Source organism: Thermomicrobium sp. 4228-Ro, assembly GCF_026241205.1.
In the GTDB taxonomy this organism is placed as follows: Bacteria; Chloroflexota; Chloroflexia; order Thermomicrobiales; family Thermomicrobiaceae; genus Thermomicrobium.
Genome location: NZ_JAPFQM010000006.1, coordinates 34,313 through 49,598, shown reverse-complemented (window position 1 = coordinate 49,598; position 15,286 = coordinate 34,313). Strand labels below are relative to the sequence as shown.

The window sequence follows — 15,286 nt, the reverse complement described above, 5'->3', positions numbered from 1 at the left end:
CGCTGCTCGCTCAGGAGGCGCGCAGGGTACGGTCGTAGAAGGCGGTGATGCGCTCGATGAAGATGCGCCAGGCTGGTGGCGAGAAGGCATGACCCTCACCGGGGTACTCGAAGTACTCGACTTCCTTGCCGGCGAGCTGCAGGCTGTCGCGGATCGTGCGCGACCATTCCGGAGGGGTGACCGTATCGGCAGTGCCGATGTGGATCTGCACCGGACAGGCAACGAAATGGAAGTGAAAGAGTGGTGAGGTCGCGCGCAGGAACTGTTCGTTCTGGGCAGCCTCGGTGTAGAGCGCGCCGAGCGGATCGTCGGGACGCGCACCATCACCCCACTTGCGGATATTGTCGAGATCCCAGCCACTGACCGGTGCGTACAACACGGCGGCCCGGATGCGATCGTCGATACAGATGGCCTTGGCAACCAGCCCTCCGCCCATGCTGTGCCCCCAGAGACCGACGCGAGCGGCATCAGCTTGGGGAAGGGACGGCAGGGAACTGACGAGATTGAGCGTATCGATGACGATGCCCGTACGAAAGTAGTTGGGGCCAGGATCGGAGCCACCCCAGCCACGAAAATCGGGTGCGACGCAGAGAAAGCCCCGACGAGCGAGTGCGTCGGCGGCCTGGATCGTGTCAGCTCCTGTCCAGTACTGATCGGGTGGGATATACCCGTGGCAGAGGACGACGACGGGGAACGGCCCGTCACCGTGCGGGAGGTGGAGTCCGCCGGTGATGCGGAGACCATCGCTCGGATACTGGATGTGGTGGTAGGTGTACGCATCGGTTTCGGCGACCGTACGGACGATCTCGATCTGGCCGCCAGGGTAGGGGCGGGCGCGCAGCCCTTCGATCGTGTATGCCGCGAGGGGATGCGGGGTGGGGGTCGGCGCAGGTGTCGGGGTGGCGGTCGCGGTCGGAAACGGGGTCGGCGAGGGAGTCGGAGGAACAGAAGTGGGCCGGGGCACGGTGGTCACCTTCGGCCCCGGCCCGAGAGAGGAGGTGGGAGAGGGCAGGCTGGGAGTTTGCGTTGGACTGGCCCGGCTGCGGCAGGCTGCCGCAAGGCCGAGTGTTGCGGACAGGAAGCTGCGCCGGGTGATACGTCCTGCCCGTCGGATCATGGCACCCGTTCGACCGTAAAGTCGAGTTCGAGCGTGATGGTATCCTCCAGGCTCAAGACGACCGGAACCCGCGGCGGTGTCATGCCGAAGTCCTCGAAGGTCACCTGGGTCGTCGCGGTTCCGGTGATCCGATTCCCGTCCACCGCTGCCTCGACGTGCCAGGTGACCGGCTTGGTCACACCGTGCACGGTCAAATTCCCCTCCAGCTGGAACTGGAGTTGCCCGCTGGTCGGCAATGGCCAGGGGAGCCCGCTGACCGCCGTCGGCTGGAACTCTGCGGTGGGAAACTGGTCGACCTCGAGCGTGTTCCGCTTGATGTAGTTGTCGCGCCGCGCCTCGTCGCTCTGCAAGGTCGTGAGGTCGACAGTGACCCGCGACTGCTGACTGTCGATCGTCCCGTCGGCAGCGAACACGACCTGTCCCGCGACGGCATTCGTCCGGCCGACGGCATCGTTCGGCAACGAGCGTCCGAGCAGCTGCTCACGAGCGCGGTAGCGGGCCTCGCTCTGGTCTGGCACGATCCGGAACGTCACCGTTCCGGCAACTGGTTGGCTCGCTGATGTGGTCGTCACGGTGGATGACGAAACGGTGGTCGCGGTCGGTACGTCGGTTGCTGTCGGTGACGTGAGCGCTGCCGCTGTCGCCGTCGGTGCCACAGCAGGGCGCGTCGGCGTTGGTGTCGCGTCCGGGGTGTTTCCGCACGCCGCCGGCAGGAGCGTCGTCAGAAGCAACAGGGTCACGGTCGTTGCCAGCCGAACCACCATGATCGAGCCCCTTCCCGTTCGCCCGCTACCGAGCGTAACCGGCCAGACTGAGAAGCGGGCAAGAGGTGGGTAAGAGTTCGCTGAGAGTCACTTGGGTGGACAGAATGACGTGGTAGGATGCCTGGCGAGAAACGGGCGGAGGCCTGGAACGGGAACGGGCATCATGGCGCACGTCCTCGTCGTCGATGACGATACGCGACTGGTCGAAATGTTGCGGCGGACGCTCTCGTACGAGGGGTTCACAGTGAGTGTCGCACAGTCCGGTGACGAAGCGCTACGGTTGGTCGCCGAGCGGCGACCCGACGTCGTGGTGCTGGACTGGCTTTTGCCGGGACTCGACGGGCTGGCAGTTGTGCAGCGCTTGCGGGCAGCTGGCGATGGCACACCGATCCTGATGCTGACTGCCCGTGATGCGGTCGAGGATCGGGTACTCGGATTGGACAGTGGGGCGGACGACTACCTGGTGAAGCCGTTCGCGCCGGCTGAACTCCTGGCGCGTATCCGGGCGCTGCTGCGGCGGATCGAGCCTGCGAACGACGAAAAACCGCTGGTGTTCGCCGATCTGGTGCTCGATCCGGTGACACGGGAGACGCGGCGTGGCGATCGCCAGTTCCGGCTGAGCCCGCGCGAGTTCGACTTGCTCTACTACTTCATGCGTCACCCACGCCGGGTCTTGACGCGGAGTCAGATCCTGCTGGCAGTGTGGGGACACGACTTCGATGGCTATGACAGCGTCCTCGATGTGTACATCGGCTATTTACGGCAGAAGCTGGAAGCAGGTGGCGAGCCGCGGCTCATTCACACCGTGCGCGGAGTCGGCTACGTGCTGCGGGAGCCGTGAGCGATGTCGATCCGGCTGCGCCTGACGCTGCTGTACAGCGGGATACTCGCCTGCACCCTGGTCGTCTTCAGTGTGGTGCTGTACGTCCTGGTCGGCCGGTTCACGCTGCACTGGCAGGAGCAAGCACTGGCGGAGGAAGCGGCGCAGATCCTGACGCAGGGCGAGTTCCGGTTGACGGTCATCCGCACTCCACAGGGCAAAGTAGCGATCCCGCAGACCTTCGTCCAGACGCGGGATCTTTCGGGACAGATCGTCTCGCGCTCGATCAATCTCGGGAGTTACGAGTTGCCCTTGAGCGACAAGGGGCTGGCTGCGCTGACCAGTGGGCAAGCGAACGGCTGGCTCGAGATCGTCCGAACGGACAACGGGCGGCTGTTGATCTACAGCCGAACGGTCGTCGCGAACGGGCAGACGGTCGGGATCCTGCAGGTCGCACGCTCGCTGGCTGACCTCGACCGAACACTGACGACACTCCGCCAGTACCTCGTCGTAGGGACGATCGTCTCGACGATCACGGCGTTCTTCGTCGGATGGGTGTTGGCGGGAGCGAGCCTCCGGCCGATCAACCGGATCACGCAGACTGCCCGAGAAATCGGCCAGGCACGGGATTTCAGCCGTCGCGTCGAGTACGAGGGGCCGAATGACGAGATCGGAGCACTGGTGACGACATTGAACGAGATGTTGACCGAGTTACAGGCAGCCTATCAGCAGGTCGAGCACGCGCTCGTCGCCCAGCGACGGTTCGTGGCGGATGCGTCGCACGAGCTACGGACGCCGCTCACCACACTACGGGGGAACGTCGAACTGCTGCAGCGCGAGCCGCCGCTTCCCCCAGAGGAACAGCGAGCGATCCTGCAGGACGTGACGGTCGAGATCGACCGGATGATCCGGCTCGTGCGGGAGCTCCTCACGCTCGCCCGTGCCGATGCGGGCTTGCGGCCGCGCTGGGAACCGGTCCAGCTCGGCCCGCTCCTCGAGGACGCGGTGCGACAGGCGCAGTTGCTGCGTCCGCGACCGATCGTCCGAGCGCTGGGAACGCGCGACGCGGTGGTGCTGGCCGACCGCGACCTCTTGCGGCAGGTCCTGCTCATCCTGCTCGACAACGCGCTCAAGTACACGCCGGAAGACGGAACGGTCGAAGCACAGGTAGTGGTCGAGAACGGGTGTGCCGGTATCGTGGTGCGCGATACTGGTGTCGGTATCGACCCGGCGATCCTGCCGCACATTTTCGATCGGTTCTTCCGTGGCGATGCCGCGCGGCGCGGCGATGGGACAGGTCTGGGTCTGGCGATCGCCAAGTCGCTGGTCGAGGCGATGCGTGGCGAGATCCGCGTGGCGAGCAAGCCCGGCGAAGGGAGCACCTTCACGGTCCTGCTGCCGCTGGAAACGAGCGTGGGTGACGGCGAGCGAGGGGACGCACACCGGCTCGTGGCAGCTCACCGGACTCTGCCGTAACGCTCGGGTCCGCATTCTCATGAAATTCTCAGCTTCGTCTTGCCTCATTTTCACCCCGGTACGCTAGCCTGGAAGGAGACGGGTAGCGACGCACTACCCGAGCGAACGGTTGGAGGGTCGGTACATGGAGAACAGCACTTCGAGCGGGCGCGGGTGGGGACGCCCGTGGCTGCCCCTACTGGTCGTGATCGGTTTTGTCGTTGCGGGGATCGTCGGCGGCTTGGCTGGCGCGAGCCTGGTGCGCGAGCGAGCGGTCACACCGACGGCGGTCGCCACTCGCGCGGGCGCAGCGGCAACGCGTGGACAGCCAGTGGTAGAGACAACGGCGCAGACGGTTGCGGGGCAGGTGTACCAGGCTGTCGGGAAGGCGGTCGTGGATGTCATCGCGCGCGAGTCGAACGGCTTCTTCGACGAGCAAGGGTCAGGCTCGGGGGTCGTCGTCGACCAGCGCGGGTTGATCGTCACCGCAGCCCATGTCGTCGCGGGTGCCTCGACGGTGCAGGTGCAGTTCGCGACGGGTGAGCGCCACACGGCGCGCGTGCTGGGCGTCGACGAAGCCAACGACCTGGCGCTCCTGCAGGTCGACCGTTTACCAGACGGGATTCCGGTGGCATCGCTCGGTGATTCCGACACCGTGCAAGTGGGTGACGTGGTCATCGCGATCGGGAGTCCGTTCGGCCTCTCGGGGACAGTGACGCAGGGGATCGTCAGTGCGGTGAACCGGAGCTGGAACCCACCGGGTGACCGGCTGCACACGGGTCTGATCCAGACGGACGCGCCGATCAATCCAGGGAACAGCGGTGGGCCGCTGTTCAACGCGGACGGGGAAGTGATCGGGATCGCGACGATGATCGAGAGCCCGATCCGAGGCAACGTGGGAATCGGTTTCGCCGTTCCGAGCAACACGGTCAAGCGGGTGCTCCCGCAGCTGGAGCAGGGGGCGCAGTTGCAACCTGCCTGGCTGGGCATCAGCGGCACCGATCTCGACGCGGCGACGGCGCAGCGATTCGGGCTCGACGTCGATCGCGGGGTGATCGTACTGAACGTGGTGCCCGGCAGTCCGGCAGCACGCGCTGGCCTCCGTCCGGCGCAGATCCGCGGGAACGACATCGCGTCGCTCGGTGACGTGATCGTGGCGCTGGACGGCACGCCGGTACAAGGTATGGAGGATCTGGCAGCGCGGATCGGTACGCACCAGCCTGGCGACACGGTCGAGTTGACGGTGATCCGCAACGGCCAGCGCCAGACGATCCGGGTGACGCTGGGCAGCTGGCCGCAGCAGGGTTGACCTTGACGGAGCAGGTATCGATGTGCTAATATATGTAGGTTTCGAAACGACGCCGTACCGTGTCCGTACGGCGCGTCCGAACGACGGAGGGCGATGATACCCATGACGGAGCGCGAACTGCAGGAGCTGCTGGAACTCGAGGAACTGGTCGCAGCCGAGGGGCTGGATGCGGTCGAGGAGTACGAGGAGATCGAGGAGTCGGACGACCTCATCGACCAGGCGGCCAACGATGCGGTCTACCGCTACTTCCGCGAGGTAGGCGGGCACCGGCTCCTGACGCACCAGGAGGAGATCGAGTACTCGCGAGCGGTGCGGGCTGGCTTGGCGGCCAAGAAGCGGATCGAAGCTGGTGAGGACACGCCGGAGTTGCGTGAACTCGTGCGCAAGGGGATGGAGGCGCGCGAGAAGCTGATCCGGCACAACCTGCGGCTGGTCGTCTCGATCGCGAAGCGCTACCGCTCGAGCGAGTTGCCGCTGATCGACCTCATCCAGGAGGGGAACATCGGGTTGATGACGGCTGTCGAGCGGTACGATCCCGAACTCGGTTACCGGTTCAGCACCTACGCGACCTTCTGGATCCGGCAGGCGATCGGACGGGCGGTCGCGAACTTGAGCCGGACGATCCGGGTGCCGGTGCACATGCACGACCTGATCGCGAAGATCCGGCGCGCTGAGGCGCAGATCGAGCAGCAGAAGGGCCGGCCGGCGACCAACGAGGAGCTGGCGGAACTGCTGGGGATCGATGTCGCGCGGATCGAGCAGGCGCGGACGCAGATCCCGCGCACCTCGTCGCTCGACAAGCCGATCGGCGAGGACGGTGAGAGCACGATCGGTGACCTCCTGCCGGACCCGCGCAGCGAGGATGTCGTCGAGGAGGCGCTGACGAACGCGATCCGCGAGCAGATCCGGCGCAGCCTGGAGCAGCTGACCGAGCGCGAGCGGACGGTCCTGATCATGCGCTTCGGGCTGGACGGCGAGCAGCCGCGGACGCTGGCTGAGATCGCCGATGCGCTCAAGATCAGCCGGGAGCGCGTGCGGCAGGTCGAAAAGGAAGCGCTGGCCAAGCTGCGCAATTCGGACTTGCGGCTTCTCGCCAGTGCAGCCTGAGCCTGTTCGACAGGGATAACGGACGACGAGCCGGTCTCCGAGAGGAGACCGGCTCACGTTTCGTGCTCGGTGCCGTGGTCGTGCTGGTGCTCAGCGTCGTGCCAGTGCGGGTGCGAGTGCACGATCGGACCGTGCCGGTGGGGATGGTCGTGCACGAGGTTCGTGGCCAGTAGGAGCTCGTGGTCGGTGAGGATCTCATCTGGGGTACCCTCGGCGACCGGGCGGTGCTCGCGCTCACCGAACACGACGACCCGGGTGGCGAGCAGGGCCGCGAGGTCGAGCTCGTGCGTCGCGATGACGAGCGTGTGGCCGCGCTGGTGGAGCGTGGCCAGGAGATCGATGAGGTGAGCCCGGCTGCGCGGGTCGAGATTCGCTGTCGGCTCGTCGAGCAAGATAACCTCCGGCTCCATCACGAGGACTGTTGCCAGTGCGACGCGCTTCTTCTCGCCGCCACTGAGTTCGAACGGGGCGCGGTCGGCCAGGTGGGCGAGGTCGAGTTCCTCGAGCACGCGCTGGACCGCCTCGCGAACGCGCTCGGCTGGCCAGCCCAGCTGGAGCGGCCCGAACGCGACATCGTCGAAGACGGTCGGCGAGAAGAGCTGGACGTCGGGCTCCTGGAAGACGAGCCCGACCCGCCGGTGCAGCCAGTAGCCGAGTTCCGGGTCGTCAGCGGCCCGCGTGACGTCGCGGCCGAAGGCGAGCAGCCGACCGCTGGATGGCCGGTACAGTCCATCGAGGACCTTGAGCAGGGTCGACTTGCCCGAGCCGTTCGGGCCGAGGACGACGAGCGCCTCGCCGGCTTGGATCGTGAGGTCGACATCGTGCAGCGCGACGATGCGACCGTGGTAGGCGTAGCTGATGTCGATGAGTTCGAACACCGCCGGTGCCGTCATGGTCGAGCCAAGTCGATCAGCCAGAGGGCAGCGCAGACCGCACTGCCGAAAGAAAGCGCAAGCCAGTCGGCATCGGCGAGCGCTCGCGGGCGCAGCGAGCGTGGCTCGCCACGGAAGCCGCGGGCGGTCATCGCCAGGTAGACCTGCTCGCTGGTGCGCAGGCTGCGCTGGAAGAGTACGCCGAGCGCACTGACCAGCCAACGCCGTTGCTCGCCGTCACGGCTGGCAGCGAGCGAGCGGCTCCGCCTGGCGAGGAGCAAGTCCTGTAACAGTTCGAGCAGGACGAACACGTACCGGTAGGCCATCGCGAGAACGAGGACGAAGAGCAGGGGAATCCGCAGTGCCCGGAACGCAGCCAGCAGATCGGTCCAGCGCGTGGTCAGGACGAGAGCGAGTGCGGCAGCCAGGGAGGAGGTCACGCGCAAGAGGAGCGTCACGACGCTCGAGACACCGTGGCTGGTTATGGCAAGACCGAACGGTAAGTATACCAACGGCGGGCCAGGTACCAGGACGAGTGCCGGGACGCTCACGAGCAACGAGAAGAGCGGGAGCCCGAAGAGCAACCGGGCGACCGTTGCTGGCGAGAGTCGACTGGCGAGGAGGAGCCCGACCAGGATGGCGAGCAGCACGAGTTGGGTCGGCCAGGTACGGAGGCTCGCGGCAACCAGCAACGCGAATGCGAGCACCACGACCTTGACGCGCGGGTCGAGGCGCTGGAGGAGGCCAGGACGCCGCGCGATGTCCTCGGCGTAGAGCGATCGCTCGAGTGTCCCGGCCAGACTTTCCAGTGTCTTCTCGACGAAGCTCCGACGGGCCATCACTGCCGGCCTTTTCTTTCAAGCCGGCGCGGGTGGGCGGTTACTGGGCGTACGCGAACGGAGGAGCAGTCGCAAGGCGAAGATGGCCGCGCTGACCAAACCCACACCCACGACAGCTGAGAGAACATAGGCGAGGACTTGCTCGAAGAAGCTCGCTTCGGCTGGTAGCCAGGGGACGCTGTAGTCCGGCAGCGGAGCGCGCCACCAGCCTTCCCAGCGAGCGAGCCCGCTCGGTACGTAGCCGACCAGCTGCTGGAGTTCCTCGGCTGACCATTCACCCCAGGCGGAACCGGAGGCCACGAGACCCAGTGGCGTGAGGAGCACGAGAACGGCAGCGATGAGCCAGATGACAGAACGGCGTTGCCGTCCTGTCGGCAATGCGGCTGCGGTAGGCGCGCCGAGGAGATCCGGCGAGAGGCGGCGCACCAACGCGAGGCCGGCTGCCGTGACGATCGCTTCGGCCGCTCCTGCGATGGTGAGGTGGGGGATCAACATTGCCGGAACGGCCACTTCCAAGCCGTACGGATTGTAGAGCGCGCGTCCGTTCTCGCTCCAGAACACCGGCTGGATACCGAGGGTGACCCCGACGAGAAGCGCGGCGACGTTGATGCCGATGTATCCGGCGAGACCCGCTGCGAAAATGCGCCGTCGACTCTCCGGCGCGCTGCGCCCGGCGACGAGGCGATACACACCGTAACCGACCAGTGGCATCGCGACACCGAGGATGAAACAGTTCGCTCCGATCGCGAGGATCCCTCCGTCACCGAAGAAGAGCGCTTGGACGATCAGCGCGACGGACGTCGCGACGATGGCGGCCCACGGACCGAGGACGATCGCAGCGAGGACACTGCCGACGGCGTGGGCGGTCGTCCCACCGGGTACCGGAACGTTGAACATCATGACGACGAAGGCGAATGCGGAGAAGAGCGCGAGCGCCGGTGCAGTGCGCCCCGCGAGCGCGGAGCGGAGTCGCTGGATGGCGAGGTACCAGAAGGGCAGCACGCCACCCCAGTAGGCGAACGCCGTTGCTGGACTGATGTACCCGTCCGGTATGTGCATGACCAGAACTCCCGTAACCGTGCTGCCAAGCCGCCGGTCGACTGCGACAAGTATGCCAGGTCGCAGCGCGCACCGTCTCGGTCTCTCCGCGTCTCGCCTGTTGCGGAGCGGCACCGTTGACAGGGCGACGGCTCACACCGTTCGTGTCGGCCGGACGATCGGACGAATCCGGAGTCTGGAGATCGCACTCGGCCGGTGGTGTCGACGAAAGCGCGAGACTCGTCTCACCGGTTATCGATCGTTTCCAGGACGGTGCCGATCGTGATGCGTAGTGGATTCGTGCGCGACATGAGCACGTCGTTGGTCTTCACGAGAATGAACCACGGGCGTCCCTGCGCGTCGCGATACCGGTAACCGACGACACGGAGGTCGTCGGAGAGTTGATAGTAGTCGACAACGAGATCCTGGCGGAGCGGGACCGAAGCGAAGGGCTGCCCCCAGTCGACGGGCGGGGCGTACTCGGAGTCCGCCCGGAGGATTTCGATGAGCGCTCCGCCCGGTGCGAGATCGTCAGGGCCCATGCTGTCGAACCAGGCCGCGACGTCCTCGGCGCTCGGGCTGTTCTGGACCATCAGCTCGCTCATGAGCATCCAGTAGCAGTGGCAGCTGCGGAGGTTGTATTCGGGATAGTCGGGCGTCGTGACGAGTACCCAGCCGGGCGGCAACTGGATGCGGAGGTAGCCGGGATCGCGGTACTCCTGCCAGCCCTCGACCATGCGCGGGCCAGCGGGCGCTGGCGGATTGGTCGGCGGAGGGGGTGGCGGAGGAGATGGCGCTGGCAGAGGCGGGGTGGCCGTCGGCGTGGGCGGTACGGGAGTCGGCGAGGGGGCGGGAGCAGCGGTGGGGGTCGGCGCGGGGGGTGGAGTCGGGCTGCTTGGGGCCCGTGGTGTGGGGGTCGGGCGTGCGGCAGGGCGGGTGGGTGTCGCCCTGCCACCGGAGGCAGAGCGCACCGTCGGTGAAGCCTGGCTGACGACTGGACTCGACGTGGGCGTCGAGCCCCCCTCCCGCTGACTCCGGTAGACGAGATAGCCGAGGGTCCCGCCGACGATGAGGGTGAGGAGGAGCAGGAACGATCCGCCGAGGCAACCAAGTAGTGTGATGACGGTTCGACGTGCGTTCGACTCCAACTCGCCTCGCTCCCTGTGCTGGAAACCTTCTGATAGTGATAGCAATGATAGTGCAGTTCTTTCCCGCGCGAAAGGGCGTACCTGACGCTCAGTGACCGTCCGGCTCGGAAGCCGTGGCATGCAGTGACCAGGCTCCTGTCATGATGCGGAACGTGCTGCCTCCTCTCGCGGTACGGTTGCTACCGCTCGAAGCATCTCATCCGCGTGGGAGGAGCTGGCGGAGCAGGAACAGCAGGTTCGCCGGTCGCTCGGCGAGGCGGCGCGTGAAGTACGGGTACCAGTGACGGCCGAAGGGGACATAGATACGGACCGGCTCGCCGGCGCGCCGCAGTGCGTCCTGGAGATCGCGGCGGACACCGTAGAGCATCTGGAACTCGTACTTCTCCGGACCGACGCCGATGCGGCGAGCGAACCCCCGGGCGACGCGGATGATCGCGTCGTCGTGCGTCGCGATGGCGACGAAGCGCCCGTATTCCAGCAAGGCTTCCATATGCCGGCGGTAGGCGGCGTCGACAGCGGCCTTACTGGGATAGGCGACGGTCGGTGGTTCGGCGTAAGCGCCCTTGACCAGGCGGATCCGCCAGCCGCGTTCGACCGCTCGCTCGATGTCCTGCTCGGTGCGGTAGAGGTACGACTGCAGCGCGAGTTGCAGGTGGTCGCCGTAGGTGCAGTGCAGGCGGTCGAACAACTCGATCGTCTTGCGGGTCGTTGACGAATCCTCCATATCGACTTCGACGCGGCCGCCGAGTCGCTGAGCGAGGCGCGCGAGCCGTTCCAGGTTGAGCCGGGCCAGCTCGGGGTCGAGCCGGAGCCCGAGGTGGGTCGGTTTCACCGAGATCGTCGCATCGATGCCGCAGCGAGCGATGGCCTGCAAGAGCTCGGCGTAGGCCTCGGTCGCAGCAGCGGCTTCGGTGGGGGTGCGGACGTCCTCGCCGAGCAGATCGAGCGTCGTCGTGAACCCGCGGTCGGCCAGGGCGCGGGCGACGGCGAGCGCCTCTTGCATCGTCTCGCCAGCGACGAAACGGGTGACGAGCGGTACGAGGAACGGTGTCTCGCGGGCCAGACGCTCGACCGTCGGGTGGCGAGCGATGGCGAGGACGAGCGAACGGAACAGCGGCATCGACGACCTCCACCCTTCCCGCAATCGACCCGCTGCGCAGTGTAGCATCGTCGTCGAGACGAGGAGCGGAGGATGGACTGCGGCGAGCGCTTCGTCACCGTCGTGCGCGATAGCCTGTACGACCGGATTCCACTGACGGCCGCGGAAGTGGCGCTGATCAGCACCCCGACGTTCCAGCGGCTGGACCGGATCCAGCAGCTCGGTTTCGTGAGCAAGGTGTGGCCGGGAGCCAAGCACACCCGCTACGAGCACTCGCTCGGTGTCCTGCACCTCATGCGACAGGCCCTGGCGACGTTGCGGCGACACGGCGCGCCGCTCCTCGACGAGCGAGCGAGACGAACCGCGCTGGCAGCGGCACTGCTGCACGACGTCGGGCACTATCCGTTCAGCCATGCCATCGAGGAACTGGGTCCGCCGGTCCTCCCGCACGAGGAGGTCGGCCGGCGGCTGATCGAACGGAGCGAGCTCGCCGATATCCTGGAGCGGGAGTGGAGTGTCGATCCGGCCCGGGTGGCGAACTTGATCGCACCCCGCGAGCGTCTGGAGCCTGCCGAGCGGCTGCTGCGGGGGCTCCTGAGCGGGGCGCTGGACGTGGACAAGCTCGACTACCTGCCCCGCGATGCGCGCCACTGCAACGTGCCCTACGGTGGTGTCGATACGCCGCGCCTGCTCGATGCACTGCGGGTCGCCGAAGTGCACGGTGTGCCGCGGATCGTCGTGACCGGCAAAGGGGTCAGCCCGTTGCATTCGCTGATCAACGCGCGGCAGGAGATGTTCGACAACGTCTACTGGCACCACGCGAACCGGGCAGCGATGGCGATGCTGCAGCGGGCAGTGCAGGACGCCCTCCTGGCTCGGGCACTAGCAGCGGAAGAGCTCCCGCGACACGACGACGCGTCGCTCCTCGCTCGGTTGAGCGAGCCCGGGATGCCGGAGAGTACGCGCCAGCTGGTACTGCGGCTGCGCGACCGGGTACTGCACAAGCGGGCGCTGGAGGTGAGCGCGCGGGCGCCGGATCTCTACCGCTACCTCAGCAGCCTGTACGGGCAGCCGGCGGCCCGGCGGCAGCTGGAAGTGCAGCTGGCCCAGCGACTCGGCGAACTACTGGGCGAGCCGGTCGCTGATTGGGAAGTGCTGCTGGCGATTCCGAAGCCGGAGAAGTGGAGTACCGACGTGTGGGTACTCTTCGAGCGCCCGCCGCTCGGGTTCCAGCCGCTCATGCCCTGGCAGGACGTGGTCGGACTCACCGACGCCGATTTTGCCCGTTTCGAGGAACACCGGCGGCTCATCCGGGTCGTGACCACGGCTCGGCTCCGCGAGACGGTCGCTCAGAACTGGCCACGACTGCTCCTCCCGCTCTTGCGTTAGCGGGAGCTGGATCGCTGGGTGGGGCGTCCAGGTTGGCTGAGCCGGAGACCGAGCAGGAGCAGCGCCATGCCGAAGACGCCGAGCGAAAGCAGGGGAAGCGCCGTGGCGAGACGATTCGCTCCGGTGTGTGGTGCCACCTGCGTGAACTGGGTTGTCACCTGGTCTCGCGCGATCTCGCGCGTCGAGCTGCCCGCTTCGTCGCTCGTCTGGCCAGCTGGAGCCGGACTGGCCGAAGAGGCGTCAGTCTCGGCTGGTACACCGCTGGGGCCGGTGACGCGATCGGCCGTCGGCGAGGGCTGGAGCGTTGGGGTAGCGGGCGGCGGAGCATCGTGCTGCTGGTCGGAGGGGGTGTCCGAACCTTCGTCGTCAGCGGGCGTTTTCCCGCCGGGCGATTGGGCTCCGGAGTCGCCCTGGGGAAGCTGTGCACCGGCTGGACTCGTCACCGACGCTGGGGCCTCGTCTTCGGTCTTTCCGGTCGGACTCGGCTGGGGTGGGAACCGGGCCGTCGTCGGTGTCGCGGTGGGATCGGCGATGCGGGTAGCGGGCAGCCGCTCGGTGATACCGGCATCCCCCGCGACGTGGGCGGCAGCGAGCTGGAGCGCCAGGGCCGCGAGGAGCAGCGCGGCGATCACGCGGTACCGGGTCATCGTACCATCCTTTCCTCGTCGGACGATAGCGTCCGTACGCGCGTACGGACGCTATTCTACTCGGGGAGCGTGGCGCTGTCCACGGTCCTCCGGTTCACGTGCTGCGTTGGTTCGTGCGGTGAGCCAGAGGGCATGGCCATTTCTCGCCTGCCGGGGTTCGCACGCTGGCTCAGCGGTGGAGGGTACTCGCGAGGGGGACGAGCGTCATGCGGGCAGAGGGTGACCGTCGGTGGCTGCTCCTGGTCCTGGCGCTGGCGGCGCTGGCCTGGGTAGTCGTGGGCTGGCGCTACCTGGTGCGTCTGGAGCCGCTGACTGGTGACGAGCCGTACTACGTGGTGACCGCGATCTCGTTGCTGGAGGACGGTGATCTGGACGAGACGAACCAGTACGCCGAACGGGTCTGGCTGCGCTTCTACCCGCCGCAGCCAGTGCCAGCCGATTGGCAGGGGTGGCCGAGCTTCCCCTGGGATCTGCCGCCGCACGCCGCGCACGCCGCGCGGCCCGGACTCTACAGCAAACATGGACTGGGGCCGGCACTCCTCGTCGCCGTTCCCTTGCTGTTCGCTGGCCGGGTGGGGGCGATGGCGGCGATCGGGCTGTGCGGGATCCTGCTGGTCGGGCAGCTGTATCTTCTGGCGCGGGAAACGGGGGCTGGTCCACGCCTGGCCGCGGCACTCGCCCTCGGCACGGGACTCACCATGCCGATCGGCCCCTATGCGCTCCTGATCTTCCCCGAAGTACCGGCCGCGTTCTGCCTGCTCTATGCGGTGCGTCGCCTGGCGGCGCGCGAGAACCGGTGGTGGCAGTGGCTGCTGACCGGTAGCGCGATCGGCTTCTTGCCGTGGTTGCATCAGCGGTTCGTTTTCAGCGCGGCGCTGCTCGGTGTCGTCGCGCTCGCCCGCGCCGTTGCTGCCCGCTGGGGACGCGCTCCGGTGACCGACTGGCCGCGAGCGTTGTGGGCTGTCGGACCGGCGCTCGTGGGTGGGCTCGGCATCGTCGGCTACGATCTCTGGTTATACGGGCAGCCGTACCAGAACACCAGCGACCATGCGGGGTTCAGCGACCTCGTCGGGACACTGAACGGGGCGGGTGGACTGTTGCTGGACGCCCAGTGGGGACTTTTGGTGGCGGCGCCGGTCTACCTGGCGGCGCTGGCGGCGGTGTCGCTCTGGTGGGCGCGCCAACCACGCCTGGCCGGCTTGGTGGCGGCTGTCGCGTTGCCGTACCTGGTGCTGGTTGCGGCCTATCGCGTCTGGTGGGGGGAGTGGGGACCACCGGCCCGCTATCTCGTCCCGGTGGCCGCTTTCGCAGTGGCACCGCTGGCGAGCTGGCTCGGCCAGGCGCGACCCTGGGCGCGGCTCGTTGTCGCTGTGCTCTGGGGTTGGGGGGCGCTGCTGACGACGATCGGCTATCTGGATCCGCAGCGCTTCTATCACCACCCGGACGGGGTGAACAAGCTGTACCGGACGCTGGACAGCTGGCTGGGGACGGCGTTCGCCGAGTGGCTGGTGCCGTTCCAGCCCTTCGCGCAGGCGCCAGCGAGCGTCCGGCTGGCAGTGAGCGGCTTGGCTCTGGGGTTGCTCGGAGTACTGGCGATGGTCGTCGCATGGTCGGTCGAGACCGCCGAGGCGGGGACTGGTCAGGAGCGAGGAGTCGTGCGAGTCGACCGGGTAGAATGATGC

At 67.2% G+C, this 15,286-nt stretch carries 15 protein-coding genes; 7 read left to right on the top strand and 8 right to left on the bottom strand.

The window, feature by feature from the left end; translation table 11 throughout:
• Positions 1-10 precede the first annotated feature (10 nt).
• Together OO015_RS09770 and OO015_RS09765 are read right to left on the bottom strand one after the other, a co-directional pair.
• On the bottom strand, positions 11-964 hold the full coding sequence (locus OO015_RS09770) for an alpha/beta hydrolase family protein (RefSeq protein WP_265941073.1): 954 nt from the start codon (positions 962-964) through the stop codon (positions 11-13).
• 149 nt (positions 965-1,113) lie between these two features.
• On the bottom strand, positions 1,114-1,881 hold the full coding sequence (locus OO015_RS09765; RefSeq protein ID WP_265941072.1) for a YceI family protein: 768 nt from the start codon (positions 1,879-1,881) through the stop codon (positions 1,114-1,116).
• A gap of 163 nt (positions 1,882-2,044) precedes the next feature.
• Between OO015_RS09765 and OO015_RS09760 the strand changes: the two genes are divergently transcribed.
• From OO015_RS09760 to OO015_RS09745, 4 genes are all read left to right on the top strand, one after another.
• Positions 2,045-2,722, top strand: a complete 678-nt coding sequence (locus OO015_RS09760) for a response regulator transcription factor (protein WP_323053863.1) — start codon at positions 2,045-2,047, stop codon at positions 2,720-2,722.
• A 3-nt stretch (positions 2,723-2,725) separates the two neighbouring features.
• On the top strand, positions 2,726-4,177 hold the full coding sequence (locus tag OO015_RS09755) for a sensor histidine kinase (protein ID WP_265941071.1): 1,452 nt from the start codon (positions 2,726-2,728) through the stop codon (positions 4,175-4,177).
• 124 nt (positions 4,178-4,301) lie between these two features.
• Positions 4,302-5,465, top strand: coding sequence for a S1C family serine protease (locus OO015_RS09750; RefSeq protein ID WP_265941070.1), 1,164 nt, complete (start codon positions 4,302-4,304; stop codon positions 5,463-5,465).
• Positions 5,466-5,558: 93 nt separating this feature from the next.
• Positions 5,559-6,572: a sigma-70 family RNA polymerase sigma factor gene (locus tag OO015_RS09745; protein ID WP_265941069.1), complete on the top strand. Its 1,014-nt coding sequence runs from the start codon at positions 5,559-5,561 to the stop codon at positions 6,570-6,572.
• A 53-nt stretch (positions 6,573-6,625) separates the two neighbouring features.
• Here OO015_RS09745 and OO015_RS09740 read toward each other — a convergent pair whose 3' ends face one another.
• From OO015_RS09740 to OO015_RS09725, 4 genes are all read right to left on the bottom strand, one after another.
• A complete protein-coding gene (locus tag OO015_RS09740) occupies positions 6,626-7,465 on the bottom strand; it encodes an energy-coupling factor ABC transporter ATP-binding protein (RefSeq protein ID WP_265941068.1) in 840 nt (279 codons plus the stop codon).
• Positions 7,462-8,283 carry a cobalt ECF transporter T component CbiQ gene (gene cbiQ, locus OO015_RS09735; RefSeq protein ID WP_265941067.1) on the bottom strand — a complete coding sequence of 274 codons (822 nt, stop codon included), beginning with the start codon at positions 8,281-8,283 and terminating at the stop codon, positions 7,462-7,464. The genes OO015_RS09740 and cbiQ overlap by 4 nt, the downstream gene beginning before the upstream one ends.
• An 18-nt stretch (positions 8,284-8,301) precedes the next feature.
• On the bottom strand, positions 8,302-9,342 hold the full coding sequence (cbiM, locus tag OO015_RS09730) for a cobalt transporter CbiM (protein ID WP_265941066.1): 1,041 nt from the start codon (positions 9,340-9,342) through the stop codon (positions 8,302-8,304).
• A 224-nt stretch (positions 9,343-9,566) separates the two neighbouring features.
• The gene (locus OO015_RS09725; protein WP_265941065.1) at positions 9,567-10,058 is read right to left on the bottom strand and encodes a hypothetical protein; all 492 of its coding nucleotides are present in this window, start codon (positions 10,056-10,058) and stop codon (positions 9,567-9,569) included.
• An 85-nt stretch (positions 10,059-10,143) separates the two neighbouring features.
• On the opposite strand from OO015_RS09725, the gene OO015_RS09720 reads away from it, so the two are divergent.
• Positions 10,144-10,353 carry a hypothetical protein gene (locus tag OO015_RS09720; RefSeq protein WP_265941064.1) on the top strand — a complete coding sequence of 70 codons (210 nt, stop codon included), beginning with the start codon at positions 10,144-10,146 and terminating at the stop codon, positions 10,351-10,353.
• Positions 10,354-10,665: 312 nt separating this feature from the next.
• Here OO015_RS09720 and OO015_RS09715 read toward each other — a convergent pair whose 3' ends face one another.
• Positions 10,666-11,589: a proline dehydrogenase family protein gene (locus tag OO015_RS09715; RefSeq protein ID WP_265941063.1), complete on the bottom strand. Its 924-nt coding sequence runs from the start codon at positions 11,587-11,589 to the stop codon at positions 10,666-10,668.
• A gap of 72 nt (positions 11,590-11,661) precedes the next feature.
• On the opposite strand from OO015_RS09715, the gene OO015_RS09710 reads away from it, so the two are divergent.
• On the top strand, positions 11,662-12,957 hold the full coding sequence (locus tag OO015_RS09710; protein WP_265941062.1) for an HD domain-containing protein: 1,296 nt from the start codon (positions 11,662-11,664) through the stop codon (positions 12,955-12,957).
• Here OO015_RS09710 and OO015_RS09705 read toward each other — a convergent pair.
• Positions 12,954-13,604 carry a hypothetical protein gene (locus OO015_RS09705; RefSeq protein WP_265941061.1) on the bottom strand — a complete coding sequence of 217 codons (651 nt, stop codon included), beginning with the start codon at positions 13,602-13,604 and terminating at the stop codon, positions 12,954-12,956. The two genes, OO015_RS09710 and OO015_RS09705, sit on opposite strands and share 4 nt — an antisense overlap.
• Before the next feature lie 206 nt (positions 13,605-13,810).
• Between OO015_RS09705 and OO015_RS09700 the strand changes: the two genes are divergently transcribed.
• Positions 13,811-15,283: a hypothetical protein gene (locus OO015_RS09700; RefSeq protein ID WP_265941060.1), complete on the top strand. Its 1,473-nt coding sequence runs from the start codon at positions 13,811-13,813 to the stop codon at positions 15,281-15,283.
• The last annotated feature ends 3 nt before the right edge of the window (positions 15,284-15,286 follow it).